The sequence below is a fragment of the Nonomuraea sp. NPDC004186 genome (assembly GCF_053603495.1).
In genome coordinates this window covers 54,823-81,109 of record NZ_JBSGFQ010000036.1, presented here as the reverse complement: position 1 = coordinate 81,109, position 26,287 = coordinate 54,823, and the positions used below count along the sequence as shown (strand labels likewise).

The following is a 26,287-nucleotide window of genomic DNA, read 5'->3' as shown; positions in this document are numbered from 1 at the left end:
CTACGGCGCGAATCCGCAAAAACTACCCGTGGGTAGCCGGGCGGAATATCCTTCTGGCATGCACGTGACGTCCAGCGGTAGGACACGGCACATCATCGCCCCCTTCACCGGCGAAACCCTTGCTGAGCTGCCCGTCTCGGACGTCGGCGACGTCCGCAGGGCGTACGAGAAGGCCAGGGCCGCCCAGGACGAGTGGGCGCGCAGACCCGTGGCGGAGCGGGCGAGACCGTTCCTGCGGCTGCACGACGCGATCCTCGACCGGCGCGCCGAGATCCTCGACATCGTCCAGGACGAGACGGGCAAGGCCCGCAAGCACGCCTTCGAGGAGGTGCTCGACGTCGCGGGCTGCGCTCTCCACTACGCCCGCCGGGCGCCCGGCCTGCTCGCGCCGCGCGCCCGCAAGGGCGTCTTCCCCGGCGCCACCCGCGTCGTGGAGCTGCGCCGGCCCAAGGGCGTGGTCGCGCTGATCTCCCCGTGGAACTACCCGCTCGCGCTGGGCGTCACCGACGCGGTGCCCGCGCTGCTGGCCGGCAACGCGATCGTGCACAAGCCGGACACGCAGACCGCCCAGTCCACGCTGTGGACCATCGACCTGCTGGCCGAGCTGGGCATGCCGCGCGAGATCTGGCAGGTCGTGCTCGGCGAGCCGGCCGAGATCGGCGACGCGCTGCTGGACGACGCCGACTACGTGGCGTTCACGGGATCGACGCGCGGCGGCAGGAAGATCGCCGAGGAGGCGGCCAAGCGGCTCATCGGCTGCTCGCTGGAGCTCGGCGGCAAGAACCCGATGGTGGTGCTCGACGACGCCGACCTCGACGTGGCCGTCCAGGGGGCCATCCGGGCCTGCTTCACGAACGCCGGGCAGCTCTGCCTGTCGATCGAGCGCCTGTACGTGCACGCGTCCGTGTTCGACGCCTTCGCCGAGCGCTTCGTCGAGCAGGTCCGGGGCATGAAGCTGGGCGCGGGCCACGACTGGTCGGTGCAGATGGGCTCGCTCACCTCGCGGCGCCAGCTCGACACGGTCAGCGCGCACGTGGACGACGCCCTGGCCAAGGGCGCGAGGCTGCTGACCGGCGGCAGGGCCAGGCCCGACCTGGGCCCGCTGTTCTACGAGCCGACCGTGCTCACCGGCGTCGCCGAGGACATGGAGCTGTGCCGCAACGAGACCTTCGGGCCGGTGGTCGCGCTCTACCCGTTCACCTCCGAGGACGAGGTGGTCGAGCTGGCCAACGACACCATCTACGGCCTGAACGCCTCCATCTGGACCTCCAGCCTCCCGCGCGGCCGCGCGCTCGCAGCCCGCGTCAAGGCCGGCACGGTCAACATCAACGAGGGGTACGCCTCGGCCTACGCCTCCTACGACGCCCCCATGGGCGGCATGAAGGCGTCCGGGCTGGGCCGCCGGCACGGTTCTGAGGGCCTGCTGCGCTACACCGAGTCCAAGACCGTGGCCTCGCAGGCGGGCTGGCTGGGGTTCGAGCCGCCGTTCGGGCTGCCGTACGAGAAGTGGGCCGCCACCCTGGCCACCACGCTCAAGACGATGCGGCGGCTGCGCTTGAAGTGACGTCTACGCTGTAAACGTGAACGATCAGGGCACGGCCGGGCGCATCGTGGCCGTCGCGCGGCGGATCCTCCTGGAGGACGGCGCCGACGCGGTCAGCATGCGGCGCGTGGGCGACGCCGTGGGCATCACCGCCATGGCCATCTACCGCCACTACCCCAACCGGGACGCCCTGCTGCGCGCGGTCGCCGACCGCAGCGCCCGCGAGCTGGCCGAGTCATGGCGGCAGCGCTCTCCTTCGGGGACGTGGGACGAGCGGTGCATGGCCGCGCTGGACGACTTCCTCGACTTCGCGCTCGGGAGCCCGCATTTGTACCGGTTCCTGATCCTGGACGCCTGGGCGGGGGCGCGGCGCTTCCCGGAGGACTTCCGCGACGGGCAGGGGCCGCCGTTCAGCGTCGTCGCCGAGCTCGTGGAGGAGGGCATGCGTACCGGGCGGCTGCGCGAGGACGATCCCCTGGAGACGGCGATGACGATCACGTCGAGCGCGCAGGGGCTGGTCCAGCAGTACCTGAGCGGGCGGATCGGGATGGCCGAGGCCGACTTCCGCGCGCTCTGCCACCGGTCGACCGTGCGGATCATCAACGGGCTCGTCGTGGAATAAGCCGTCCTGGGCCGGTGTCGTTGACATCCATGGAGATTCGTTACCTCGGAGGGCCGACGGCGGTCCTGGAGATCGGCGGGGTGCGCCTGCTGACCGACCCCACGTTCGACGCGCCCGGCGACTACCCGATCGGGAACAGGACGCTCACGAAGACCGCGGGGCCCGCCTCCGGCGCGGCCGAGCTCGGGGCCGTGGACGCGGTGCTGCTCTCCCACGACCAGCACCCGGACAACCTCGACAGGGCCGGGCGGGACTACCTGGCGTCCGTTCCGCTGGTGCTCTCCACCGGGTCGGCGGCCGGGCGGCTGGGATCCTCCGTGCGGGCGCTGCCCAACTGGACGTCCGTCACGGTGGGCGACGGGCTGCGGGTGACCGGCGTCCCCGCCCAGCACGGGCCCGACGGGACCGAGCACCTGGTGGGCGAGGTGACCGGGTTCGTGCTCAGCGGCGACGGGCTGCCGACCGTCTACGTGAGCGGGGACAACGCCTCGCTGGAGGTCGTACGGGAGATCGCCGGGCGGTTCGGCTCCGTGGACGTGGCGCTGCTGTTCGCGGGCGGGGCGCGCACGCCGCTGGTCGACGGCTACCTGACGCTGACCAGCGACGACGCCGTGACGGCGGCCGAGATCCTGGGGGCCAGGCACGTGGTGCCGCTGCACTTCGAGCACTGGGCGCATTTCACGCAGGGGCGGGACACCGTGGAGAAGGCGTTCGCCGGGTTCGGCGACCGGCTCCGGCTGCTCGCTCCGGGCGAAACCACCGAGATCCCCTGAGCGCGGCACCCGCATCCGCCCGCCGCCCGCCGGATCGGTCGGCTTGTGGCGAACGGCGCCGCCCGGCCCGCCCCGGCCTGGCAGGGTGGAGCCGTGAGCTGGAACGCGCGGGCCCTCGACGTGCTGGCGGCGGGGGAGCCCACCCCGCTGATCGACTTCCCGGTCCAGGCGCCCGGGATCAGGTTGCTGCTGAAGGACGAGTCCGCGCACCCGACCGGGAGCCTGCGGCACCGGCACGCCAGGGCGCTGTTCCGGCGGGCCGTCCTCGACGGGCTGGTCGGCGAGGGCACGACCGTGGTGGAGGCCACGGGCGGCAACGCGGCCGTCGCGCAGGCCTGGTTCGCCAGGCGGCTCGGGCTGCCGTACATCGTGGTCATGCCGGGCGAGCGCAGCCAGGCGCGGGCCAGGGCGGTGGAGGCGCTGGGCGGGGAGTGCAGGTTCGTGACGCCGCCACTGGCGATCTACGACGCGGCGCGCGGGATCCCGGGCCATTTCCTCGACCAGTTCGGCCGGGCGGCCGAGCACGACCTGGGGGAGGAGCTGTTCGCCCAGGTGCGGCCCGACTGGGTGGTGACGGGCGCGGGCACGGGTGCCACCTCCGCCACGCTCGGGCGGTGGGTACGCGAGCACGACGTGCCCTGCCGGGTCGCGGTGGCCGATCCCGATAATTCGGCATATTTCCCGGGTTGGACGCTCGACGTGTCCGACTACGCGACCGGGATGCCGTCGCGGATCGAGGGCATCGGGCGGCCCCGCGTCGAGCCGGGGTTCCGGCCCGATCTCGTCGACCTCGTCATCCCGGTGCCCGACGCGGCGAGCGTGGCGGCGGCCCGGCACCTCAGGGCGGTCACGGGGCTCGCGGTGGGCGGCTCGTCGGGCACGGCGCTCTGGGCGGCGCTGGAGCTGGTCGAGCGCATGCGGGCCAGGGGCGAGACCGGCACCGTGGTGTCGCTGGTCGGAGACGCCTCCGACCGGCATCTGGCGACCTGCCACGATGACGCGTGGGCCACCGCGAAGGGGCTGGACGCCGGGCAGTTCGCCGATGAGCTGCGGCGCCGGGTCGCGCTCAGGCCAGGGGGTGGCTGACCCAGACGTTCGGCTCGACGTACACGGCGTGGTCCTGCTCCACGTCGCAGTGCACCAGGGTGAGCGCGCCGGGCACCTCCACCGGGCCAGGACGGTCGAACGGCAGGTCAGTCCACCGCCGCCACTCCGCCAGCGTGCCCGAGACGACCATCGAGCGCGGCGCCACCTTGACGATCTTCCCGCCCACCCGCACGTGCACCCGTAACCAGGCGTCATGGGGCAGGCCGTCGGCGCGGGTCCTGAAGGCGTACTCGGCCATGGGGGTGCGCGGTTCGAGGTGCTTCCGGTTGGGCCTGACGGGCGCCACCAGCTCGCGGTAGCCGAGGCCGGCGGCGCGCTCGCGCATGGCCGCGAGCATCAGGTAGGAGAGCCCCGTCCCCTGGAGGTCGCGGCGGACGGAGATCTCCAGGGCGGAGATGCTGTCGGGCCGCTCGCCGCGCTCGCGGGCCAGCCAGCCGTACCTGATCACGCCGTCCCACCCGTCGTCCGGCAGTTCGGAGCCCCCGGAGAGGAACGGGATCATGCACGCCCGCGCCGCCAGCCGTCCCGGCTCCTCGTCGGAGTCGGCCACCAGCATGTAGTCGGCGTAGGTCGTGGTGGCGAACGGATAGAACAGGTCCGCCATCGGGTCCTCGAGCACGAAATCGTGCCACGTATGGTCCATCTCGAACAGCGACGACGCGAACTCGGGACGCTCCGCGAGCGTCGTGATCCGGAGGGCCATGAGAATCATTCTCACATTACGGCCGACCGCTACGCACTTGTATAAAACAGGGCGAAAGGTGTGCGCTAGCGTCGGCCGCATGACAGAACTTGACGCCAGGCTGCGAGCCATCACCGACCTGTTCGTGGCCGAGGCTCGCGAGGGCGGCGGCAGGCACGAGTACGACGGCCGGATCCAGGACCTCTCGCCCGCGGGCGTGCGGTCCGGTCTGGCGCGACTCGGCGAGGGGCCGCTGCCCGCGGACGCGCATGACGCCGAGCACCTACAGGTGTTCGAGGAGAGCCTGCGCACTCAGTTCGGCGAGCTGGAGCTGCATCGCAAGAACCCGCTGATCCATCTCTCGAACCTCGACCTCGCCTGCTACGACCGCGACTACGCCCCCGAGGAGGAGCGCGAGGCGGCCAAGGCGGCCCACCTCGCGCTCTGGCCCGAGGCGGTGGACCAGGCGCTCGCCTCGCTCGACCAGGTCCCGGCCCCCGTCGCGCAGTCCCTGCTCGCCGCGACCAGGGGACTGTCCGCCGGGGTCACCGACGAGGCCGCGCTCAAGGCGCACAGCCTGCTCGTGGCCCACGTCGAGCGGGCCGCGGCAGAGGGCGACCCCGACGCGGCGCTCGGCGGCGAGGCGCTGGCCAGGCTCATGGGCACGGCCGAAGGGCTGCCCGTCGACCTGGGCAGGCTCGCCGAGCGCGCCGACGCCGAGCGGGACCGGCTGATGGGCCTGCTCGCCGAGTCCTGCGCCAAGCTGGGGGAGCGGGACCGGGCGCCGCTGGACGTCGTACGGGAGCTGGTCAAGGACCATCCCGACCCCGACGGGGTCATCGAGGCGGCGCGGATCGGCACCGAGAAGGCCATCGCGTTCACCCGCGAGAAGGACCTCGTGCCCTACCACGACGGCGAGTGCCTGGTGGGGCTGGCGCCCGAGTCGCGGCGCTGGGCGATGGCCATGATGGCGTGGAACTCGCCCGGCGAGCCCGAGGGCCCGTCCTGGTACTACATCACGCCGCCGGACCCGTCCTGGCCGGAGCAGGACCAGGAGGAGTGGCTGGAGGTCTTCAGCAACGCGACGCTGCCGGCGATCAACGTGCACGAGGTCGCGCCCGGGCACTTCTCGCACGCCCGCGCGCTGCGGCGGGCCAAGTCGGACGTGCGCCGGCTCCTGCAGTCCCTCGCGTTCATCGAGGGGTGGGCGCACTACGCCGAGGAACTGTGCGTGGAGGAGGGCTTCGAGCCGGACGACCCGCGGTTCGAGATCGGCGTCTGGGTGGAGGCGCTGCTCCGCGTCACCCGGCTGGCCTGCGCGATCGGCGTGCACACCGGGCAGATGACGGTCGAGGAGGGCGCCAGGCGCTTCGAGTCCGACACGCACCTGGCCGGGCCGGCCGCGCTCTCGGAGGCCAGGCGGGCGACGTTCGACCCGACGTACGGGCGTTACACCTGGGGCAAGCTGCTCATCCTCGACCTGCGGGAGCGGGCGCGGGCGGAGTGGGGCGCGGACTTCAGCCTGCAGCGCTACCACAAGGCCCTGTTCGACCTCGGCTCGCCGCCCCTGGGCCTGATCGACCGCATCCTCTAGATCGCCCCCTCCCTTCTCAGGAAGGGAGGAGGTAGCGTCGGTCGCGAGCGAGGGGAGGATGATCCTGTGCGGGAGCTCTCCGGCAAGGTCGCCGTGGTGACCGGCGCGGCCAGCGGCATCGGGCGGGCGCTGGCGCTCAGGTTCGCGGCCGAGGGCATGGCGCTGATGCTCGCCGACGTCGATCCCGGCGGCCTCGCCGAGACGGCCTACCAGGCAGGCGACGGCAAGGTGCTCACGCAGGTCACCGACGTCTCCGACGCGGCGGCCGTACGGCACCTGGCCAACCGCTGCTTCGGCGAGCTCGGCGCCGTGCACGTCCTCTGCAACAACGCCGGCGTCTTCCAGGGCGGCCGCATGTGGACCCGCGGCGAGGAGGACTTCGCCTGGCTGCTGGGTGTGAACCTGTGGGGCGTGCTCCACGGCATCCACGAGTTCGTCCCGCGCATGATCGAGCAGGACACCGAGGGGCACATCGTCAACACGGTGTCGGTGGCCGGGCTGTTCACCACGCCGGGATCGGGCGGGTACGCGGTCACCAAGTACGCCGCCATGGCCGCGTCCCAGGCCCTCGCCGAAGACCTGGCCGCCACGGGCGCCAAACTTCGGGTGACCGCGCTCTGCCCCGGCGCGGTCAGGACCCGCATCGCCGACTCCGAGCGCGTACGCCCGGCCGGTCTGGTCGCCACCCCCACCCAGGACGAGGCGGACGCGCGGGAATGGGTCGGCCGGGCGGCCGAGCGCGGCATCGAGCCGGCCGAGGTGGCCGGCCTGGTCGTGGCGGCCATCCGCGAGGAGCGGTTCCTGGTGCTGACCGATCCCCGGTACGCCGCCCGGCTGCGCCTGCAGACCGAGACCCTGCTCACCGGGAACCTGCCGCCCTACCAGTGACGTTCGTGCGCCAGCACCCGCACCACCGTGCCGCTGTGCGGCCTGACCAGCAGCCGGACGTGGTCGCCGGGCAGCACGTCCTGGTAGAGGCCCTGCGTGACCAGGAACGACCTGGCCTTCTCCGAGCTGCCGTCGTGCACGGCCACGTAGTAGGCGCACCTGCCGCTCGTCGTCTCGTGATCCGGGTCGGCGACGGCCCAGTGCTTGACGACGTAACCGGAGACCTCCTGCCGCTTGGGGCCGGACGCGGCTGACCCGGGCGGCTCGATCTCGTCGCCGTGCCAGCCGCTGCCCGTGAAGATCCACTCCTGCCCGGGATCCGTCGGCTCGGCGTCCGGCCCGGCGATCTCCCGCCCGGCCGGGGTCAGCAGGAACCCCCGCCCCGCCATGAGCAGCCCCACCCCGGCCACGAACGACACCATCGTCGCGATCATCCCCGGCCATGACAGCCCGGCCGCGGAGATGGTGGCGTACCAGGGGATGAACAGCCCGGCGGCCAGGAGCACCGGAACGATCATGGTCGGCCAGCGCCGCCGCGCCAGGCCCAGGTCGATCGCGGTCTGCCGGGCCAGCGGGACCAGGCCGCCGTCCAGCTCGGCCCCTTCGGGCATGACCGCCATCACGGGCGCGTACGGCCGGCCCGCCAGGCGGGCGGCCACCCGTTCCAGGACCCATCGCTCGTACGGGAGGAGCGGCTCCTGCCTCAGGGGCGCCAGCGAGAGACGATCGTCCTCGATCGTCAGCCACCCGCGCCCGGCCAGCTCGAACAGCGCCGAGTGGAACACCTCCTGGGCCCGCATGCCGCGTAACAGCTCGACCACGGCCGGTGGCGTCTCGTGTCGCGGCGCCCGTCGCGGGCGGTCGCGGCTGGACACCTTGAAGGCGGCGGCCAGCGTGGCGGCCCACAGGGCCCACGCGGTCACCGGCCAGACAAGATCCATTGTTCTGTGTTAGCACGAGTGCCGGTGGCAGGCCAGGCGTAATGCACAAGGCCGATAGACTGTAGTCACCGCATTTCGCCTTTGGGGGGTTCTCACGGTGTCTGAATTCGACACAGTGCTGGTGGTCGACTTCGGCGCACAGTACGCGCAGCTCATCGCCAGGCGTGTGCGCGAGTGCCACGTCTATTCCGAGATCGTGCCTTCGACCATGCCGGTCGAGGAGATGATGGCCAAGAACCCCAAGGCGATCATCCTGTCCGGCGGCCCTTCCTCGGTCTATGCCGAAGGCGCTCCGCCGGTGCCGCACGGGCTGTTCGAGACGGGTGTGCCCACGTTCGGCATCTGCTACGGCTTCCAGGCCATGGCGCAGGCGCTGGGCGGCGAGGTGGCCCGCACGGGCGTGGCCGAGTACGGCGGCACCGCGCTGGACGTGCTCGACGAGGGTGTGATCTTCGCCGGGCTGCCGGACGCCCAGACGGTCTGGATGTCACACGGTGACAGCGTCGCCGCCGCCCCCGAGGGCTTCACGGTGACCGCCTCGACGAGCGAGACCCCGGTCGCCGCCTTCGAGCACCCTGAACGCGGCCTCTACGGCGTGCAGTTCCACCCGGAGGTGCTCCACTCCGAGCACGGCCAGGTGGTCCTCAAGCACTTCCTCGACGCCGCCGGCTGCCGCCCGTCGTGGACCATGCTCAACATCGTCGAAGACTCCATCGACGCCGTGCGCCGCCAGGTCGGCGACGGCCGCGCGATCTGCGCCCTGTCCGGCGGTGTCGACTCCGCGGTGGCCGCCGCGATCGTCCAGCGCGCCATCGGCGACCGGTTGACCTGCGTCTTCGTCGACCACGGCCTGCTGCGCAAGGGCGAGGCCGAGCAGGTGGAGCGCGACTTCGTGGCCGTCACGGGCGTGAAGCTGCGCGTGGTGGACGCCGCCGACCGCTTCCTGAAGGCGCTGGAGGGCGTCTCCGACCCGGAGGAGAAGCGGAAGATCATCGGCCGCGAGTTCATCCGCGTCTTCGAGGACGAGCAGCGCGCCATCATGGCCGACGGGCCGGTGGAGTTCCTGGTCCAGGGCACGCTCTACCCCGACGTGGTGGAGTCGGGCGGCGGCACCGGCACCGCCAACATCAAGTCCCACCACAATGTCGGCGGCCTGCCCGACGACCTCCAGTTCAAGCTGGTCGAGCCGCTGCGCGCGCTCTTCAAGGACGAGGTGCGCCGGGCCGGCGAGGAGCTGGGGCTCCCGTCCGCCATGGTCTGGCGCCAGCCCTTCCCGGGCCCCGGCCTCGGGATCCGCATCGTGGGCGAGGTCACCCGCGAGCGCCTGGACCTGCTGCGCGAGGCCGACGCGATCGCCCGCGAGGAGCTGTCCCGGGCCGGCCTCGACCGGCAGATCTGGCAGTGCCCCGTGGTGCTGCTGGCCGACGTGCGGTCGGTGGGGGTGCAGGGGGACGGGCGCACGTACGGGCACCCGGTGGTGCTGCGACCGGTGACGTCCGAGGACGCGATGACGGCCGACTGGGCGCGGGTGCCTTACGACGTGCTCTCGCGCATCTCGACCCGGATCACCAACGAGGTTCGGGAGGTCAACCGGGTGGTGCTCGACGTGACGAGCAAGCCTCCGGGCACCATCGAGTGGGAGTAGTCCGCTAGCCGGGGCGGGAGAGCTCGGGGCTCAGGGGGCTTTTCGGGGCTCAGGCGGCGACCGGGGCTTTTCGGGCCTGGGTGGTTCTGGGTGCGGGGCTCAGGCAGCGACCGGGGCGAGGGCGCCGATGGGGGCGTCGGTCTCGGCGTGGGCGAACACCGGCAGCTCGAACCAGATGGCCTTGCCGCGCGCCGTACGCTCGCCGCCCCAGCAGCAGGACAGCATGTCGACGAGGAACAGCCCGCGTCCGCTCTCCGCGTCCGCGTCGACGATCAGCATGTGCGGCAGGTCGGGGTTCTCGTCCTCGACCTCGCAGCGCAGCAGGCCCTCCTCGGCGGAGAAGCTGAGACGGACCGGCCCGTACGCGTGCTCCAGCGCGTTGCCGACCAGCTCGCTGACGAGCAGCTCCGCGGCCTCCACCTGGTCGTCGAGACCCCAGGCGGCGAGCTTGTCACGGGTCAGCCGGCGGGCATCGCACACCGAGCCGAGGTCAGGCGAGAGCCACCACGAGGCCGTGCGGCACGTGGTCTGGCGGCGGCCGGTGACCGCGGTCAGGATGCTGCTCATCAGAAGCCTGTTCATGTCCTACCCCGAGTGGGTCCTCTTCCTTGCCTCTCGTTCAGTGAGCCTGGGTTGCTCACACCATCGAGAATGCCTCAGTGAGGTGCCGCAAGAAGAGGTGAAAACTCCCCGTATAGGTACCTATTTCACGTACGTAGGCAGCCCACGGCAGGGACTGGGGATGCTTTCTGATGCGAGGGTGCCCTATGGGGTGGTCTGGGGTACGACGCAGTTGTTGTTCGGGGGCTTCCCCTCCGGCCAGGCGACGCCCTTGAACGTCAGCTTTCCCGAGGCCGGGTCCAGGCGGACGACCGGGAGGGCCTTGTCGTACGGGTTGCCCGCGCCGGTCAGGCAGATCAAGCCGCTCGCGCCCTGGATCCGGTAGGCGGCGTGCAGGTCGGCGAGAACGTCCTTGACGTCCTGCCGGGAAGGGACCTCCGTGGGGCTGATCGCGACGGCTTTCGCCAGGGCCCGGTGGGCGGTCAGGATCACGTCGTGGGTGATGATCGTACGCCCGTCCTCGAGCGCCACAGGGCCGATCTTGGCGGTGGCGATGAGGTGCTGGAGCCGGGCCAGGGACTCCTGCGGCTCGGCGAGATAGCGCGGGAGGTCTTCCCGCTTCGGCTTGGAGCCTTTGCGGGTGTTCTCCCGCCACCACTTCGCCACCTCGACGTTCCAGGCGGCGGGGTGGGCCGGGGCGGCGTACTCGACGGACACGGACGGTCTGCCGCCGCCCGGGTCGCCCCGGATGAGTTCGAGATCCTCGGCGTCCAGGCGGCTGTCGAGTGTCGTCGCGTCGGAGCCGGTGATCACGGTGTAGGACTTCTTGCCGGCGCAGTAGGTGTTCGCCAGCGTCTTGACGAAGAGCTTCAGATGGAAGGCCCGGCCGGCGAAATAGATGAAACGGGCGTTCGACTGGCAGATGTTCAAGGCGAAGTCCTGGAACCGGTTCGGCGTGCGGCCGGGCTCCTCGAGGCCGGGTGACTCGTACGTCATGTCCTGGACCCCGGTGCCCTTCTTGCCCTTTCTGGCCTCGGTGAAGGCGTCGCGCAGAGACTTGTCGTAGTTGTCCAGGGGCCGGGTGTCCGCGACGAGCGCGCTCTCGGCGCCCGCCAGCTTCGGGTCGGACTTGAGCAGCGCCTCGGCCTGCTCTTTGGTGGTCGAGACCACGCGGGCCAGGCCGGGGAACGGATCCCGGCTCCGGTCCTGGGTCTCCGGGTTGGCGAAATCAGATGAGGTGACCAGGCTTGCGACGACGGGGATCCCCAGGTCCTTCGTCAGGTGGTGCATCGCGTTCCAGGTGTTGGTCAGGCTGAGGTTGAACCCGGCGACGACACGGAGCTGCGGTTCCCTCTCGGTGAGGTAATCCACGGTCTTCTGCCAGTACCCGTAGTCGCGGCCGGGGTTGGCGAGGACGAGGCGGATCGGGGGCTTCGCGGCGTCGGGGAAGTTGGCCTGCAGCTGGGCCAGATAGGCGCCCTGCACCTCGCTCAGGATCTGCTTGCGCACTGCCGGGATGTCCGACTGCATGGGGATCATCAACGCCACGGTGGCGTACGGTTTCGCCGCGATCCGATTGTTCTCCGCCTCGATGCGCGCGAAGACCTCCGGCATGCCGTCGAGATCCGGCATGAGCACGCCTGTGCCGTCCGACACGCCGATGCAGTCGCGGCCCATCACCACGAGCCCTTCCCCGCAGCTCGCCGGCTCCGGCGGCGGGAGGATCACCGTGTACGCGACGAAACCCAGGACGCCCGCGAGAGCGAACATCTCGGTGGCGAGGGTCAGCGGTCCCGGCCCCCTGCGGGGCGGTTTCGGCGCCGGACCCGATCCCAGGGTGACCGGCAGCAGCCGGCTGGGCACCGGCTCGGCGCCGCCGGCGATGATGTTCTCGATGGCCTCTTTCCGCCGGGCGAACAGCGCCGGAATCTCCTTGGCGAGTTCGCCAGGAGAGACGGGCGGATTGGCCCCTCTCGCGACCGGCGCCTCGCCCCGCGCCGAGGTCGCCACGACGACGGGATAGGCGCGCAGGCCGCGGGATCCGTGATCGTACGCGGCGAGGAGCGTGTCCCTGATCTTCCGCCGTGCCGGGACGAGGTCGACGTCGGGCAGGAGAATGACGGGACGGCGCACCCGGTTGAGCCGGCGGAAAAGCCCGTGGTGCGCGTTGATATCCGCCAGCAGGGCCTTGACGAGCAGGAGCTCTTTTTCGTCGATGTTGTTCTTGGACGGCTCGATCAGCAGCCGGCGCAGTTCCCTGACGAGCTCCTCGGTGGTCCCCAGCGGTCGTCTGAACGCCTTCTTCCGGTACCAGCGCAGGGTCCAGTGGGCACGGACCTGGAAGGCGCCGAATATGCCGATCACCAGGCCGACAATGCCGCTCGCCAGGTTTCCGAGGTAGGAGTTGGTGACGACCTTCTTGATCGCCTTGCGGACCTCCCGCAGGTTCTTCTGCCGGGCCTTGTCGATCGCCTCCTTGACCTTCTCCTCCAGCTCGGCGTCCAGTTCGCCCAGCTCGGCGAGGCGCTTCTGCTCCGGGTCGCGGAGATTCCAGTTCGCCAGCGCGTACGCGGCCTCGAAGCGGGGGAAGACGAGGGGGAGCCGGTAGGCGGGACGCGAGAACCTGTGCGCGACGGCCCGCAATTCCGCCGCGAACTGCGACAGGTCGGCGTTCGGCGGGGTTGTGCACGGCTCGTTGATCGGCAGGACGCTCGAATACTCTTCGTAGTACTCCGCGGGCCACGATCGAATCGCCTCGAGGTCGGCCGCGTGGTAGTCCGAGGGCTCGCACTGAAGGACCAAAGGCCCGGTCCGGCGGCCGAAACGGACCTTCCTTCGGCGGAACCGACGGAGGATCACCAGCTCCGCCAGCGCCGCGTTCAGGTGCTGAGCCACCTCGGCCCCCATCGTCGTCATCCCTGCGCCAGCGAGTGGGTTGGACTTTAACCGGTCGTGACCACGTCGTAACTGGATTTGGAGAAATGCCGAGGTCCTGTACGGCGGCGCCCGCCGTACAGGACGAGGGTTATGCGGGGTCAGTTGGCTTTCTTGTCCTTGTCGGCGAGCGTGCCGCAGGTGAAGCCCTTTTCCCGGTCGGGATCGAGCTGGATGTCGATCAGGATCGTGCTCTCCGAGAACTTGCGGAAGGTCATCAGCTTGTCGCAGTCGTAGAAGGCGTATCCGCCCTCGAACTCGCCCAGCAGCATCATCCAGCGCCCGTCGTAGAGCGTCTTGCCGCTGCTGTCCTGGAGCCTGGCCCACTGGTCCTGGAAGCCGAGGCTGTCGAGCAGTGCGTTGGCCTGCCCGGTCTCCTGCACCTGCACGGCGCCGAAGACCATCTGGATGATGAGCGCGTATCCCAGCCCGACCCCCGTGAAGGCCCCGATCAGGACCTTCATCCCGGCGCGGCCGATCGACTTGCGGCGCAGCAGGCGGAAGGGCACCACGTAGGCCAGGAAGCCCAGCAGGATCGCGAAGACGACCTCACCACCCCCCAGGTGCTCTTCCACCGCGGTGTACACGTAATAGAGGAATCCCATGTAGGACAGACCGGCCCAGACCGCGGCGATCACGGCGACGATCCACGGGCGCTTCCGGACGGCCTGGAACAGGCGGCCGGCCCAGCCGCGGGTGATGAGGTTGAGCAGCCAGCCCAGGCTGATGAGCAGGCCGATACAGGAGGCGGCGATCAGCGTCAGCGGCAGCAGGGAGCCCAGGAGCCGCCCGAAGAGCACGGACTGGTCTATGCCGGCCTGCTCGGGCGTGATGCCGAAGACGCTGTACATCTCCTTGAAGCCCATGTACAGCAGCGCGTACAGCGTGACACCGGCCGGGACCACCACCGAGCCGATCTTCTCGAGTACGTCGAGGACGCCGCCGCTGTCCTCTTCGCCCTCTGCCGGCGCCTTGACGGCCTCGGCCGGGGGAGCGTCCGGCGTCGCCGGCTGAGCCGGAAGCGGCTGATCTAACGGGTAAGACTGATAAGTCATGATAAATCGGAATCCATGCCTGTTTGACGGAGTACGGGAGCAATTGCAAGATCATTGGCCGCTTGAGGGCAGTGCGGATTGACCCCATCCCGATCGCCCTAATGGCGATCCAGCACAAAGCCCTCAAAGCGGGCGGGCCAGGATCTCGGCAAGAGTAGGGGGACGCGGCGACGCCGCAGTCGTCACTTCAACTTCATCGAAATGTTCCCCTGATCTTCGCTGATCGTCCGAGGTCGCCGCCTCGGCGGCGGCGCTCAGCCCCATACCGTAGCGGTCGAGGCGGCACAGCCGCGACAGAACCCCCTTGATGCCGATATGTGGCTGTAAGCCGCCCGAAGCTGCCACAAGTGCGCGGCGTTTTCGCTGACTCGCACATTTACCTGACCGGTCCTGTGGTCAGTCGGAGTCATTCGTGTCATCACGTATTCACCAGCCGGGTGTGTCGTCCGCGTGTTCGCCGATCAGGGGGACGAACCGGGCGGGTGTCAGCAGGCGCTCCTGGACCAGGCGGTCGTGCCGCTTGCCGAAGAGCACGACGGTCTCGTCCAGCTCCTCGTGGATCGGCATGACCAGCCGTCCGCCCTCGGCGAGCTGCTCGACGAGCGGGGCGGGCACCGTCCGGGCCGTGGCGGACACGACGACGGCGTCGAAGGGCGCGTGCTCGGGCAGTCCGGCGGTGCCGTCGCCCACCAGTACCTCGGCGCCGGTCACCCCGGCCCAGGCGAGGTTGGCCCGCGCGTGCCGGGCCAGGTCGGCGTGGCGTTCCATCGAGTACACCCGGCGGGCCAGGCGGGCGAGCAGGGCGGTCTGGTAGCCGTACCCGGTGCCGATCTCCAGGACCGTCTCCGTGCCCGACAGCCGCAGCGCGTCGATCATCTGCGCGATCAGGGACGGCTGCGAGGTGGGCTGGCCGTGGCCGATCGGGATCGGTTCGTCGAAAGGGGCGCGGTCGGCGTAACGCGGCGGTACGAACCGGTCGCGCGGTGTGGTGGCGAGGGCCGCCAGCAGCCGGGGATCTTCCACCCCGGCCCACTGGGCGGCCTTCACCAGCGTCTCGAACTCCATCGGCGGTCACCCGCCGACGCGCTGCTCCGAGCCATGCCCACCTGCTTCCCCACAGGCCGGGCTCGATGCTGTCGGTGTCAGCAGTTCTTGCCGCTGTTGACGCAGCGGACGATGGCGTTCATGAGCCTGTGCGACATCACGCCGATGGCGCCGGCGTGGTCGGTGCTCGGGTCGTTCTGCTCGCTCGCGGGTCCGTCCACCGCGAAGGGGACGTCTCCTGAGGTGGGCACGTCGTCGTAGGTGAGCGTCATCCGGAGCTGCGGCACGGCCTCGGTGCCGCTGGGGCAGGCGCCGGTCTCGTCAGGGAAGACGAGGTGCGTGCGGTGGTCGGCGCTGTCGAGGTTCTGACCGTCCCAGCAGCTGGGCATGTCGAAGACGCGGACCAGGTCGCTGCCGGAGGGGCAGATCGGATACTTGTCGGTCAGCCGGTCGGTGAAGCCCGTGCAGGTGAACGTCGGGCGGGCGTTCTCAGCGCCGTTGCTGGCCGCCCTGGCGTCGCCGGAGATCATCCTGAGGAACCGCGGCGCCGCCGTCACCTCCGAGGTGAGGTTCCCGCGGTACTCGAGCTTCACAGACGTCGGCTGTACGGGGGTGCCGACGTTGTTCGTGTCGTCCCCGGCCGCGGATTCGTCGTCGGATCCGCGTACGCGCAGGGTCGGCCAGAAGTAGGCGGACCGGTCGTCGCTGGTGCGGCAGGTGGTGTCCGCGGCGGCCAGGCTCTCGTTGGTCGAGAACGCGTCCGTGGACATGTTGCCCACGTAGTCCTGCCTGAACTGGGCCCCGTCCGACATGCCCGGGGCGAGGATGAGGTTGTCGGTGTTGGAGTGACCGTCGCGGTTCGTACCGCATCGGGAGGCGTACGTGCCCGTTGAGGCGTTCTCGCCTGCCTCTGGCTGCTCCGCCTTGGGGACGTCACGGATGTCGACGTAGTCGTCGGCCGTGGGCCCGGCGTCCGCCGAGTTCTGGGCGTCGTCGAGCGAGCAGGTGGCGAGTTCGTCGAGGCCGGTGGGGCGTTCTGCGACGCGTCCGATGGCTATGGAGATGCGGTCGATGGCGGCGGCGCGTTTGTCGGCGAGTGGGCCGAGGATGGCGTTCTGGACGAAGTTGGCGCCTCCTTCTCCTGCTGAGGTGGCGAGTCGGTCGTTGGCCTCCTGGAGTTGTTTGTCGAGTTGGGCGAGGTTGCGGTCGACCTCGGCTTTGGCGGCGGCCGGGACGTCGGCCAGCTTGTCCGCCACGTTCGGGCAGACGATGGTCTGCGCCGCCGGGGCCGCGGTCTGGCTGCCGCTGGGATCAGGCGTGGCGGAGCCGGTCGCCGGAGGTGCGGTGGTTTGTTCCGGTGGGGTGGCTTGGTCGGATGAGGTTGCCTGGTCGGTCGGGGTGGCTTGGTCGGTCGGGGTGGCCTCCTGGGACGGGGCGGCGGTGTCGCCGACCGAGCAGGTGGCGAGCTCGTTGAGGCCGGTGGGGCGTTCTGCGACGCGTCCGATGGCTATGGAGATGCGGTCGATGGCGGCGGCGCGTTTGTCGGCGAGTGGGCCGAGGATGGCGTTCTGGACGAAGTTGGCGCCTCCTTCTCCTGCTGAGGTAGCGAGTCGGTCGTTGGCTTCCTGGAGTTGTTTGTCGAGTTGGGCGAGGTTGCGGTCGACCTCGGCTTTGGCGGCGGCCGGGACGTCGGGCAGTTTGTCCGCCACGTTCGGGCAGGAGATGCCCTCAGTCGCGATCGTGCTCAGATAGACATCCACCGCCCCGGTCTGCGCGTACGGCGGAGAGCCTGACAGGACGAGCGCGACGCTTCCGCTCAGGCAAACCGCCCCCAACCACGGCCTGAATCGTCTTTCCCCCGATGGACTCCACATGCGACCACTCCCTCCGGTTTTGTCGTGGGCAAGGAAAGTCCGATCTTCGACAGGTACGGGGGTTCTTCCGGGAGGGTTCACCCGCATGCGTCCGGGAGGGGCCGCCAGACCGCCTCCCACCAGCGCGAATGCGTATTTATACACATTTGCGGATTGAACCCGGCGCGAGGCGCGGGTCGTACAACCGGGCGTCGAACACCGCTACGGGCCTCACCCCTGAGGCAACTGAAAGGGTCAATCATGACGAAGCGCATCCTCACCGCCTCCGGCCTCGCGCTCGCCATCGCGCTGATCGCCGCCTCCGTCAGCCCGGCCATGGCACAGGCGGACACGCAGTCGAGCACCGACGTCTATCTGGCGGCGACGCTGCTGGGCAAGAACGAAGTACCCGCCCCCGGCGCGAAGGTGGGTGACCGGAACGGCAGCGCGATCGCCGTGTTCCGCATCCACGGACAGCAGGTCGACTATGCGATCCGGTGGCAGAAGGTGGCCGCGCCGACCGCGTTCCACATCCACCGGGGCAAGTCCGGCAAGAACGGCGACGTCAAGATCCCGTTCTTCGGCGCGGCCCTGCCCGCCTCGCTCAGCGCCGTCAAGGGCACCGTCACGGTCAAGGACTCGGGCCTGCTCGCCAGGATCGCGAACAACCCCAAGGGCTGGTACGCCAACCTGCACACGGGCGAGTTCCCCGGCGGCGCCGTCCGCGCCCAGCTGCACCGGGTACGTCCCGTTTCGCTCGAATCGGTGCTGGCCGCCGGCTCGTCCCACCACACGCTCACCGCGCCGGCCGACGGCCGCCAGGAAGTGCCCGCGCCCGGCACCAAGGTCGGCGACCAGGACGGGCGCGCCGCGTGGCTCGTCTGGGTGAAGGGCACCAAGGTGCACTTCGCCACCGCCTGGAAACGCCTCGCCCCGCCCACGAACGGCCACGTCCACCGTGGCGTGAAGGGCAAGAACGGCCCGGTGGTCGTGGACTTCTTCGCCGCCGCCAACGGCCTGCCGGCCGGCGTCAACGGCATCGCCGGCACCGGCACCGCCTCGGCCAAGGTCGCCGACGGCATCAAGCACAACCCCAAGGGCTGGTACGTCAATCTGCACACCGCGGAGTTCCCCGGCGGCGCGGTGCGCGGCCAGCTCCACAACGGCGGCTGGTAGCGGCGCACACGAACGCGCCGCGCGGGATCCCGCCCGCGCGGCGCGTTCGCGTGTCCCGGCTCAGGCGCTGATCAACGCCACCAGGACGAGGATCGAACCGCCCATCACCACCGTGTGCCGGACGTTCTGCAGACCCGGCATCACCCAGCTCGGGAAGCCGCTCTCGGCCGCCTTCAGCAGCGCCGGCACGTCGACGCGCCGGAGCATCGGGTCGCCCTTGCGTTCGAAGGCCTTCCGCACGGACGTGGCGGCGGTGAGCTGGCTGTAGAGGATGAGGACGTTGCCGGCGAGCACGAGCGGCTGGAAGATCCAGGACAGGACCTGCCCCCAGTGGTTTCCCATCAGGTTGAGCACGGCCAGGGCCGTCATGACCAGCGCGACCGTGGCGGGCACGATGGTCTCGTGACCGCTGGCGTCGAAGCTGATGTTGTTCTCTTTCAGGATGCGGGCGGGGACGCCCTGACGCTCCAGCTCCCGCACCGCGGCGACCCCTGCCTGGCGGCCGTAGCGGTGGCGTACGAGGGGGATGCTCACGAAGCCGAGAGCGACGAGCAACTGCAGAACGGCGGCGAAGGTCATCATGGCGGGGGCTCCTCATCGGGGGTGCTTCTCGATGAGGAAGACGATGCCGACCACCGCTGCTCCCGGGCTGACCGCGCGCTGTCACGGCCCCGCCGTCACATATCAGCGACATCCCGCTCGGCAGAGCCTGCGCCCTATGGCAAATGGGGCCCTGTCACACCGGCACCCGGAGCCCCACCGTGCGCTGGAACCCCTGACGTGCAGCTACGTAGGTACCTACGTAGTCCGGAATAGGTGCCTATATGGGGATTTTTCACCTCTCCTCCAGGGGGCTCACCGAGGCATTCTCGTGGTGTGAGCAATTCACGCTCGCCTGAAGAAGAGGACCGGAGGGAACCGGACGGCAGCCACCTCAGCTGCCACACGGGATGCAGGGCAATGAACAGCGTTACGCGGACCACCAGCCACAGCCCGGCAACACGCCGCACGGCTTCGTGGTGGCTGACGCCTGACCTCAGCTCGGTGCGTACCGCCCGCCGGCTGACCCGCGACAAGCTCACCGACTGGGGCTTCGACGACCAGATCGAAGTCGCGGAGCTCCTCGTCAGCGAACTGGTCGCCAACGCGCTGGACCACGCCCACGGACAGGCCCGCCTCAGCCTCTCCACCGAGAACGGCCTGCTGCGCTGCGAAGTCGAAGACGAGAACCCCCAGCTGCCCACCATGCGCACCGTCGACCTCGACGCCGAGCGCGGACGCGGGCTCTTCCTGGTCGACACGCTCTCCGGCTCCTGGGGCGGCACCCCCACTCCCCGCGGCAAGGCCATCTGGTTCGAACTCCCGACATTCGCCGAAGCCGAAGCCGACTCCTTCGAGGCCTTCACCCCGATGGCAGCCTGAGAAACAGACAGGCCGGTTCCGCGTGGGAACCGGCCTGTCTGAGGCGGGGCGGTCAGGCGGACACCGCCGCAGGCTCCCGGTCCCTGGCGGGCCTGGGGAGCATCGTGAGCGCCGCCGCCAGGCCGACCGCGGCCAGCAAGGTCGAGCCCAGGAACGCCATCCGGTAGCCCGAGACCAGCGCCTCCGGCGCGGGGGAGCCGCCCGTGACCCCGGCCGCGATGGCCACCAGCACCGCGATGCCGACCGAGATGCCCACCTGCGTCGTCACGTTGAACAGGCCCGACACCATCCCCGACTCCTCCGGCGAGGCGTCCGAGGTGGCGGCGACGGTCACCGCGCCGACCAGGAGGCCGAAGCCGAAGCCGGCCAGCAGCTCGGCGGGAAGCAGGACCAGCAGGTAGTCGACCTGCACCCCCACCCGCAGGTAGAGCGCCGCGCCCACCAGGATGAAGGCCATGCCGGCGGCCGTCGTCGTGCGCAGGCCGTACCTGGTCAGCACGCGTCCGCCGAGGAACGAGGCGGTCAGCGCGATCGTCGCGGGGATCGCCAGCGTCGACAGGCCCGACAGGGTAGCGCTGTAGCCGAGCACGAGCTGGGTGTAGAGGCTGAGCAGGAAGGCGACCGGCTGCATCGCCATGGCCACCAGGAACATGATCACGTTGCCCGCGCGGAGCGTGCGCCTGCGGAAGACGTTCAGGGGGACGAGCGGGTTGGCCGAGCGGTGCTCGATGGCGAGGAAGGCGACGATGAGGGCGATCGCGACGGCGCCGACGCCGAGCGTCCTGGCGGAGGTCCAGCCCGCCTCCGCCGCGTCCACCAGGGCGTAGATGAGCAGGCCCAGCCCGGCGGTCGAGGTGACGGCACCGGCCACGTCGAAGCCGCGGGTCCGTTCGGCGGAGCGCGCGGCGGGCAGCAGTACGAGCGCCAGCGCGGCGACGCCCAGCCCGATGGGCGCGTTCACCAGGAACACGGATCGCCAGCCGAACAAGTCGGTGAGCAGCCCGCCGAGCACCAGCCCGGCCGAGGCGCCCATGCCGCCGACGGCGCCCCACAGGCCCATCGCCTTGTTGAGCGCCGGGTCGCCCTTGAAGATCGTCATCACCAGTGACATCCCGGCGGGCGCCACCAGCGCGCTGGCCAGCCCCTGCACCGCCCGTACGGCGATCAGCAGCACGCCGGACGCGGCCACGCCGCCGATCAGGGACACCGCGCCGAACAGCAGCATCCCGGCGATGAAGATCCGGCGCCTGCCCACGTAGTCGGACAGCCGCCCGCCGAGCAGCAGCAACCCGCCGAACACCAGCGAGTACGCCGTCGTCGTCCACGACAGGTCCTGGGCGTTCATGCCCAGCTCACGACCCATGTGCGGCATCGCGATGCCCACGATCGTAGAATCCAGGATCAGTACGAACTGGGTGGTGGCCAGTAGTGAGAATGCGGCCCATTTGTTCTTCATGACCAAGTCTTCCTAGGGGAACGATTTGTAACAGTGGCCATGATGTGTGACCATCGAGGTCAACCGGAAGAAGGCACTTTCATGTCCCAGAGGAACACCGCTGTACCAGAGCAGCTCAGGACGTTGGACGACGCGCAGGCGATGATCGAGCAGGGCTTCTGCCCCATCCCGCCGCGCGAGATCCTGGACAAGATCGCCGGGAAGTGGGCCATCCAGATCGTCGTGGTGACCGCTCGCGGGCCGAGGAGGTTCACGGAGCTGGAGCGGGAGATCGAGGGCATCAGCCGCCGCATGCTCACCCTCACCCTGCGCAATCTGGAGCGCGACGGGCTGCTGGAGCGTACGGTCTATCCGACGGTGCCGCCCAAGGTCGAGTACCAGGCCACGCCGATGGCGCTGGAGCTGTACGAGGCCATGCTGACGCTCACCAACTGGTCGCGGAAGCACAGCGCGTGCGTGGCCGCCTCCCGGGAGCGGTACGACGCCCGCCAGACCGCGGAGGAGACGCCGGGCTTCGTACCCGCTCCGGGACGCTTCCCCGCCACCGTCTGAGCCCGCCCCGCCGGCCTACTCCCGATCGCCCTCCCGCCCAAGCGCCCCCGTCCCGCCCGGCGCGCCCGGGGCTCCTGGTCCATTCGGCTCGCTCGGCTGAGGATCTGGCGTCACGGGCTCGGAGAGCGACGCCGCACGAGCCGTGCGCTCACCCGGCTCGGGCCCGTGACCCGCAGTCCCGTGAGCCGTGGCCTCGTCCGCTGACGGCGCATCCGGCGCGGCGGCCGGAGGTGTGTCCGGCGCGGGGGCGTTCCCTGAGGGCGCGTCCGGGGCGGGCTCGGGGGCGCCGGGCTGTGGCAACGGGGGCCGGGGCTCGGCAGGCTTGCGGCGTACTGCGCGCCCGGCCCCCCGTACCGAAGCCACCACCAACCGCCCCACAGCTCCCAGCAGCAACGGCACCAGCAGCACCCCCACGAAGATGGGCGAGGCCATGTACCGGAAGTCCTGCGCCGAGATGTTGGCCAGCACCGTGAGCTGCTGCCCGGCCACCACGGCCGCCACCCCCAGCACGTACCGGTTCCGCAGCGCCAGCGCCCCCAGAGCCACCGCCAGATACGACACGTACGCCCACAACGCCCCCCGCCACAGCACCCAGTCGTACTGCGGCGCCAGCGCCCCGGTCAGCCACGGGTCGGCCACCTGGTTCAGCTCCAACGACTGCGGCCGCAGCGAGTAGACCCACCGCCCCGGGAAGTCGGGCACCTTGTTCGGCCCGACGTAGGTGTCGGCGTTGGGCCGCAGCGAGAACCGGTACGTCATCCCGCCGATGGCGAACTCGTCCTGCACGGGCCGCCACGCGATCGCCCCACGGCACAGCCGGGTGTCGATGATCATGCGGGGTTCGGAGATCAGCAGCCGTTTCCACAGGCCGAGCAGCTCGGAGGCGTGCGCGTCGGCCTGCGGCCAGCTGAAGTCCCGCCGCCAGATCAGCGGGTTGATCGTGTAGCAGGTGCCGCCGTCCCACCACCGCGTCAGCGGCGCCACGGTGGCCATCAAGGTCTTGTCCTGCTCGGTGAACAGCTCGGGACGGTCCCGGTACGCCACCGCGATGTCGCCGAAGGCCGTGTGGTACACGTACGTCTTGGACGGGGCCATGATGCCGAACTGCGGGAAGACGAGGTTCGTGAGCACGAGCGGCAGGGCCGCGGCGAGGGTGCCGGCGAGCAGCAGCCGTACGCGCATGGTCGTGACGATCACCAGCAGCGCGAGGACGGCGACGCCCACGACGAGGAAGCCGTTCGCCCGGAAGAGCCCCAATGTCGTGAAGAGCAGCCCGAGCCCGACCAGCGTGGGCACGGTGACGGCACGTCTGGCCGCGATCCGGGCGCACACGCCCGCGACGGCGATCGCGCAGATCGTGAACGGCACGTCCTTCCACAGCGTCACCGAGAACGCGCCCACGGGGGGCGCCAGCGGCATGAGCATCGCCACGAGCGTGGTCGGCAGGCGTGGCGCGCCGAGCGCCTTGAGCGACTGCGCCAGGTACGTCAGCGCCGCCGCCATGGCGGTGGTCTGCGCGAACGTGACCGCGCCCAGGTCACCCGTCTTGGTGAAGCTCAGCGACAGCAGCGCGTCGTAGAGCACCGAGTGGTCGCTCACCCAGGGGCCGACGACGGTGTGGCTGAGGTAGAGGACCGAGTCGCGGCTGAACAGGCCGGGGTAGAAGGCCGCCCACCAGCAGGCGAGGACGGCCTGAATGATCAGAAAGGTCGGGATCGCGACCCACGGCCTTGGCTTCGCGGTGCCCATGGCCCGTCAGGGGTAGCTCACTCCGGGCTCGGGTTTCTTGCCGCGTAGCAGGGTCGGCACCGTGACGAGGTGGTAGCCCTGCTTCTTGAGCTCCTTGAGGATGGACGGCATGGCCTTCACGGTCGCCGGGACCGTGTCGTGCATAAGAATCACTCCGTCGCGCTTGGCCAGCCTGAGCACGGCGGCCTTGATCTTCTTGGCGTCACGCAGCTTCCAGTCGAGCGTCGTGCCGGTCCAGAGCACCTGCGCGAGCTCCACCTGGTCGGCCAGGCCCAGCACGCGGTCGTCGGTGTGCCCGTACGGCGGGCGGAACATCGCCGGCCGCAGCCCCGTGGCCTGCTGGATGGCTTCCTGCGTGGTCTTGAGCTCGTCGAGGATCTGGTCGTCGAGCAGTGTCGGCAGGGAGGCGTGCGACCAGGTGTGGTTGCCGATCGCGTGTCCCTGCGCCAGCGTCTGCCTGGCGATCTGCGGCCGCCGCTCCACCTGCTTGCCGACCAGGAAGAACGTGGCCTTGACCCCCTCCTGCTTGAGAAGCTTGAGCAGGGTCGGGGTGCCCTCGCCCGGACCGTCGTCGAACGTCAGCGCCAGGCACTTGACCCGGTCACAGTCGACCGTCGCCGCCTGGGCGGGCAGCGAGGTCGTGGCCAGCACGGCCGCCAGCAGGGCATGAATCACCACGGATCACAGCCTAAAGCCAATGCGCGCACACCGTGGAACACCCCCACGTCTCGGTCTGAACACGCTCATCTCCCGAGCCGGGCCCGCAGGAACAGCGTGACGCCCTTGAGCGACTTGACCGGCAGGTACCGCTCGGCCCGCACGACCGCCGACAGCCCCGCGTTGACCAGGAGCGGCATCTTCCGCAGGTCGCTGCCCCTGGACCGGCGCCGGTGCCGGGCGACGAGGGGACGGAGCAGCACGTTCCAGCTCCAGACGCGATCGACCTTCAGCCCCGCCTGCTCCACCACGACGGTCAGCGACTCGCGGGCGTAGCGGCGCACGTGCCCGACCGCGTCGTCGTGGGCCGACCACAGCGCCATGTCGCACGGGACCGCGATCAGCGCGTGCCCGCCGGGCGCCAGCACCCTGGCGATCTCCTCCACGACCAGGTGGTCCTCGCGAACGTGCTCCAGCACGTCGAACGCGGTCACCAGATCCAGGCTCCCCGGCTCGAACGGCAGCGCCCGCGCGTCGGCGCGCACCGCCTTGAGCCCGCGCTCCCTGGCCACCTCGACCGCCGTCGCGCACGAGTCCGTCGCGGTCGCCTCCCAGCCCGCCTCGACCAGCACTCTGGTGTTCCCGCCGCCGGCGGCGCCGATGTCCAGCGCCCGCCCGGGACGGCCCAGCCCGCGCAACTCCCTGCGCAGGATGGCCCGGCGCTCGCGGTACCACCAGTGGCGGTCCTCGAGCGCGATCAAGCGGCGGATCTCAGTGGTTTCCATCGATCAGTTCCTCGTACGGGAGAAGACCCAGCGGTCCAGGGCGGTGAAGCGGATCAAGGTGAGCAGGCAGTACGTGCCGGCGACCGCGCCGACCTCCGCCAGCCGTCCGGCGCCACGGGGCAGCGCGAGCACGGCCATGGTGGTGAGGGCGTAGTTGGCCAGGAAGAGCGTCGCCGCCCGCACGTGCATGGCGGTGCGCCGGTGGAATGTCCAGCGGCGGTTCGCCTCGGTGCCGACGACTCCGGCGAGGACGAGCGCGGCGAAATTCGTCATTGCCGGCGACCAGATATCCCGCAGCGGCAGATAAATGAGCGCGTACAGAATTGCGGAAACAATGCCTATCACGGCGAACGAGGTGAATTTCGCCAGGGTCACCGCGCGGGGCCGCGCCACCACCGCGTCCGGATGCGTGGGCGTCAGCTCGGACCGCGCCACCTCGACGCGGGCCCGGCCCATCGACATCGACCAGGCGACCCTGGCCAGCCCCTTCAGGTCGTCGACCGCCGTCCTGACGATCTTCACGCGCGAGTCGGTGTCCTCGATCCAGTCCACCGGCACCTCGTGCACGCGCAGGCCGTTGTGCTCGGCCAGCAGGAGCAACTCGGTGTCGAAGAACCACGAGTCGTCCTCGACCTTGGCCATCAGCGGCCTGACCACGTCGGCCCTGGCCGCCTTGAAGCCGCACTGCGCGTCGCTGAAGCGGACACCGAAGCCGTACCTGAGCAGGGCGTTGTAGCCGCGCGACACCACCTCGCGGCGCAGCGAGCGGCGGGTGCGCGCGCCGCGCGCGAGCCGCGTGCCGATGGCGATCTCGGAGTGACCGCCGGCCACCGAGGCGACCAGCGGGAACAGGGCCCCGAGGCCGGTGGACAGATCGACGTCCATGTACGCCACGATGTCGGCGGGGCTGTCCTGCCAGGCCGCGCGCAGCGCCGCGCCCCGGCCCCGGATGTCGAGCCGGCGGACGTGCACGCGCTCGAACTGCCCGGCCAGCTCGTTGGCGACCGGCCAGGTGGCGTCGGTGCTGCCGTTGTCGACGATCGTGATGCGCCACGGCAGCGGGAAGCCGTCGCCGAGGAAGCGGGCCAGCGTGCGGACGCAGCCCGGCAGGGCGCGTTCCTCGTTGAGCACGGGGATGACGATGTCGACGCTCGCCAGCCGGGCCGTGGTGTCGAGAACGCGGGGGCTCGGCTCCGTCGCGGCACGCGTTTTCATGGGAGTTCCTGATCCTGATCGGGTGGCCGTACG

23 protein-coding genes are annotated in these 26,287 nt (G+C 70.4%); 10 read left to right on the top strand and 13 right to left on the bottom strand.

The genetic code is table 11. From position 1 onward, the window contains the following. The first annotated feature begins 58 nt into the window (after window positions 1–58). The 4 genes from ACWEPL_RS27825 to ACWEPL_RS27810 all read left to right on the top strand — a co-directional run bounded on the left by ACWEPL_RS27825 (window position 59) and on the right by ACWEPL_RS27810 (window position 4,024). Window positions 59–1,564, top strand: a complete 1,506-nt coding sequence (locus ACWEPL_RS27825; protein ID WP_452437875.1) for a succinic semialdehyde dehydrogenase — start codon at window positions 59–61, stop codon at window positions 1,562–1,564. A gap of 16 nt (window positions 1,565–1,580) precedes the next feature. Then, on the top strand, window positions 1,581–2,165 hold the full coding sequence (locus tag ACWEPL_RS27820; RefSeq protein ID WP_355190318.1) for a TetR/AcrR family transcriptional regulator: 585 nt from the start codon (window positions 1,581–1,583) through the stop codon (window positions 2,163–2,165). A gap of 29 nt (window positions 2,166–2,194) precedes the next feature. Continuing rightward, complete coding sequence (locus tag ACWEPL_RS27815) at window positions 2,195–2,938, top strand: MBL fold metallo-hydrolase (RefSeq protein WP_452437874.1); 744 nt, start codon at window positions 2,195–2,197, stop codon at window positions 2,936–2,938. Window positions 2,939–3,031: 93 nt separating this feature from the next. Beyond that, entirely contained in the window at window positions 3,032–4,024 is a 993-nt protein-coding gene (locus tag ACWEPL_RS27810) for a PLP-dependent cysteine synthase family protein (RefSeq protein ID WP_452437873.1), read from the top strand. Here the strand turns inward: ACWEPL_RS27810 and ACWEPL_RS27805 are convergent. Then, window positions 4,005–4,748, bottom strand: a complete 744-nt coding sequence (locus ACWEPL_RS27805; protein ID WP_363962238.1) for an N-acetyltransferase — start codon at window positions 4,746–4,748, stop codon at window positions 4,005–4,007. The genes ACWEPL_RS27810 and ACWEPL_RS27805 overlap by 20 nt on opposite strands. Before the next feature lie 79 nt (window positions 4,749–4,827). Here ACWEPL_RS27805 and ACWEPL_RS27800 point away from each other — a divergent pair, with 79 nt between their 5' ends. After that, window positions 4,828–6,321, top strand: a complete 1,494-nt coding sequence (locus ACWEPL_RS27800) for a DUF885 family protein (RefSeq protein WP_363962239.1) — start codon at window positions 4,828–4,830, stop codon at window positions 6,319–6,321. Window positions 6,322–6,387: 66 nt separating this feature from the next. Then, a complete protein-coding gene (locus tag ACWEPL_RS27795) occupies window positions 6,388–7,209 on the top strand; it encodes an SDR family NAD(P)-dependent oxidoreductase (protein WP_452437872.1) in 822 nt (273 codons plus the stop codon). Here the strand turns inward: ACWEPL_RS27795 and ACWEPL_RS27790 are convergent. Then, window positions 7,200–8,150, bottom strand: a complete 951-nt coding sequence (locus tag ACWEPL_RS27790; protein WP_363962241.1) for a DUF2207 domain-containing protein — start codon at window positions 8,148–8,150, stop codon at window positions 7,200–7,202. The two genes, ACWEPL_RS27795 and ACWEPL_RS27790, sit on opposite strands and share 10 nt — an antisense overlap. A gap of 97 nt (window positions 8,151–8,247) precedes the next feature. Here ACWEPL_RS27790 and guaA point away from each other — a divergent pair, with 97 nt between their 5' ends. Then, the gene (gene guaA / locus ACWEPL_RS27785; RefSeq protein ID WP_452437871.1) at window positions 8,248–9,795 is read left to right on the top strand and encodes a glutamine-hydrolyzing GMP synthase; all 1,548 of its coding nucleotides are present in this window, start codon (window positions 8,248–8,250) and stop codon (window positions 9,793–9,795) included. 99 nt (window positions 9,796–9,894) lie between these two features. Here guaA and ACWEPL_RS27780 read toward each other — a convergent pair whose 3' ends face one another. The 5 genes from ACWEPL_RS27780 to ACWEPL_RS27760 all read right to left on the bottom strand — a co-directional run bounded on the left by ACWEPL_RS27780 (window position 9,895) and on the right by ACWEPL_RS27760 (window position 17,149). Beyond that, entirely contained in the window at window positions 9,895–10,377 is a 483-nt protein-coding gene (locus ACWEPL_RS27780) for an ATP-binding protein (RefSeq protein ID WP_363962243.1), read from the bottom strand. 183 nt (window positions 10,378–10,560) lie between these two features. Next, on the bottom strand, window positions 10,561–13,263 hold the full coding sequence (locus ACWEPL_RS27775; protein ID WP_452437870.1) for a hypothetical protein: 2,703 nt from the start codon (window positions 13,261–13,263) through the stop codon (window positions 10,561–10,563). A gap of 128 nt (window positions 13,264–13,391) precedes the next feature. Beyond that, entirely contained in the window at window positions 13,392–14,345 is a 954-nt protein-coding gene (locus ACWEPL_RS27770; RefSeq protein WP_452437869.1) for a hypothetical protein, read from the bottom strand. Between the two features lie 426 nt (window positions 14,346–14,771). Next, on the bottom strand, window positions 14,772–15,410 hold the full coding sequence (locus ACWEPL_RS27765; protein ID WP_452437868.1) for a protein-L-isoaspartate(D-aspartate) O-methyltransferase: 639 nt from the start codon (window positions 15,408–15,410) through the stop codon (window positions 14,772–14,774). A 77-nt stretch (window positions 15,411–15,487) separates the two neighbouring features. After that, a complete protein-coding gene (locus ACWEPL_RS27760) occupies window positions 15,488–17,149 on the bottom strand; it encodes a DUF1996 domain-containing protein (RefSeq protein ID WP_452437867.1) in 1,662 nt (553 codons plus the stop codon). Between the two features lie 354 nt (window positions 17,150–17,503). Between ACWEPL_RS27760 and ACWEPL_RS27755 the strand changes: the two genes are divergently transcribed. Then, window positions 17,504–18,418 (top strand): CHRD domain-containing protein, encoded by a 915-nt coding sequence (locus ACWEPL_RS27755; RefSeq protein WP_452437866.1) that lies wholly within the window; start codon window positions 17,504–17,506, stop codon window positions 18,416–18,418. 60 nt (window positions 18,419–18,478) lie between these two features. Here ACWEPL_RS27755 and ACWEPL_RS27750 read toward each other — a convergent pair whose 3' ends face one another. Continuing rightward, the gene (locus ACWEPL_RS27750) at window positions 18,479–19,000 is read right to left on the bottom strand and encodes a hypothetical protein (protein WP_452437865.1); all 522 of its coding nucleotides are present in this window, start codon (window positions 18,998–19,000) and stop codon (window positions 18,479–18,481) included. A gap of 378 nt (window positions 19,001–19,378) precedes the next feature. On the opposite strand from ACWEPL_RS27750, the gene ACWEPL_RS27745 reads away from it, so the two are divergent. Continuing rightward, entirely contained in the window at window positions 19,379–19,840 is a 462-nt protein-coding gene (locus ACWEPL_RS27745; RefSeq protein WP_452437864.1) for an ATP-binding protein, read from the top strand. Window positions 19,841–19,892: 52 nt separating this feature from the next. Here the strand turns inward: ACWEPL_RS27745 and ACWEPL_RS27740 are convergent, their stop codons facing one another. After that, entirely contained in the window at window positions 19,893–21,296 is a 1,404-nt protein-coding gene (locus ACWEPL_RS27740; RefSeq protein ID WP_452437863.1) for an MFS transporter, read from the bottom strand. 81 nt (window positions 21,297–21,377) lie between these two features. Here ACWEPL_RS27740 and ACWEPL_RS27735 point away from each other — a divergent pair, with 81 nt between their 5' ends. Beyond that, complete coding sequence (locus ACWEPL_RS27735; RefSeq protein WP_452437862.1) at window positions 21,378–21,848, top strand: winged helix-turn-helix transcriptional regulator; 471 nt, start codon at window positions 21,378–21,380, stop codon at window positions 21,846–21,848. A gap of 15 nt (window positions 21,849–21,863) precedes the next feature. Here the strand turns inward: ACWEPL_RS27735 and ACWEPL_RS27730 are convergent, their stop codons facing one another. The 4 genes from ACWEPL_RS27730 to ACWEPL_RS27715 form a co-directional block, all read right to left on the bottom strand. Then, on the bottom strand, window positions 21,864–23,597 hold the full coding sequence (locus ACWEPL_RS27730) for a hypothetical protein (RefSeq protein WP_452437861.1): 1,734 nt from the start codon (window positions 23,595–23,597) through the stop codon (window positions 21,864–21,866). Between the two features lie 6 nt (window positions 23,598–23,603). Beyond that, complete coding sequence (locus ACWEPL_RS27725) at window positions 23,604–24,275, bottom strand: polysaccharide deacetylase family protein (protein WP_363962253.1); 672 nt, start codon at window positions 24,273–24,275, stop codon at window positions 23,604–23,606. Between the two features lie 65 nt (window positions 24,276–24,340). Then, complete coding sequence (locus ACWEPL_RS27720) at window positions 24,341–25,039, bottom strand: class I SAM-dependent methyltransferase (protein ID WP_363962254.1); 699 nt, start codon at window positions 25,037–25,039, stop codon at window positions 24,341–24,343. 3 nt (window positions 25,040–25,042) lie between these two features. Further along, on the bottom strand, window positions 25,043–26,254 hold the full coding sequence (locus tag ACWEPL_RS27715; RefSeq protein WP_363962255.1) for a glycosyltransferase: 1,212 nt from the start codon (window positions 26,252–26,254) through the stop codon (window positions 25,043–25,045). Between the last annotated feature and the right edge of the window lie 33 nt (window positions 26,255–26,287).

Coding starts and splice junctions, on each gene's coding strand:
- ACWEPL_RS27815 (WP_452437874.1), top strand. CDS start 2,195: ATGGAGATTCGTTACCTCGGAGGGCCGACGGCGGTCCTGGAGATCGGC.
- ACWEPL_RS27755 (WP_452437866.1), top strand. CDS start 17,504: ATGACGAAGCGCATCCTCACCGCCTCCGGCCTCGCGCTCGCCATCGCG.
- ACWEPL_RS27750 (WP_452437865.1), bottom strand. CDS start 19,000: ATGATGACCTTCGCCGCCGTTCTGCAGTTGCTCGTCGCTCTCGGCTTC.
- ACWEPL_RS27720 (WP_363962254.1), bottom strand. CDS start 25,039: ATGGAAACCACTGAGATCCGCCGCTTGATCGCGCTCGAGGACCGCCAC.
- ACWEPL_RS27805 (WP_363962238.1), bottom strand. CDS start 4,748: ATGGCCCTCCGGATCACGACGCTCGCGGAGCGTCCCGAGTTCGCGTCG.
- ACWEPL_RS27740 (WP_452437863.1), bottom strand. CDS start 21,296: ATGAAGAACAAATGGGCCGCATTCTCACTACTGGCCACCACCCAGTTC.
- ACWEPL_RS27730 (WP_452437861.1), bottom strand. CDS start 23,597: ATGGGCACCGCGAAGCCAAGGCCGTGGGTCGCGATCCCGACCTTTCTG.
- ACWEPL_RS27825 (WP_452437875.1), top strand. CDS start 59: ATGCACGTGACGTCCAGCGGTAGGACACGGCACATCATCGCCCCCTTC.
- ACWEPL_RS27735 (WP_452437862.1), top strand. CDS start 21,378: ATGTCCCAGAGGAACACCGCTGTACCAGAGCAGCTCAGGACGTTGGAC.
- ACWEPL_RS27790 (WP_363962241.1), bottom strand. CDS start 8,150: ATGGATCTTGTCTGGCCGGTGACCGCGTGGGCCCTGTGGGCCGCCACG.
- ACWEPL_RS27800 (WP_363962239.1), top strand. CDS start 4,828: ATGACAGAACTTGACGCCAGGCTGCGAGCCATCACCGACCTGTTCGTG.
- ACWEPL_RS27715 (WP_363962255.1), bottom strand. CDS start 26,254: ATGAAAACGCGTGCCGCGACGGAGCCGAGCCCCCGCGTTCTCGACACC.
- ACWEPL_RS27780 (WP_363962243.1), bottom strand. CDS start 10,377: ATGAACAGGCTTCTGATGAGCAGCATCCTGACCGCGGTCACCGGCCGC.
- ACWEPL_RS27770 (WP_452437869.1), bottom strand. CDS start 14,345: ATGACTTATCAGTCTTACCCGTTAGATCAGCCGCTTCCGGCTCAGCCG.
- ACWEPL_RS27765 (WP_452437868.1), bottom strand. CDS start 15,410: ATGGAGTTCGAGACGCTGGTGAAGGCCGCCCAGTGGGCCGGGGTGGAA.
- ACWEPL_RS27775 (WP_452437870.1), bottom strand. CDS start 13,263: ATGGGGGCCGAGGTGGCTCAGCACCTGAACGCGGCGCTGGCGGAGCTG.
- ACWEPL_RS27745 (WP_452437864.1), top strand. CDS start 19,379: ATGAACAGCGTTACGCGGACCACCAGCCACAGCCCGGCAACACGCCGC.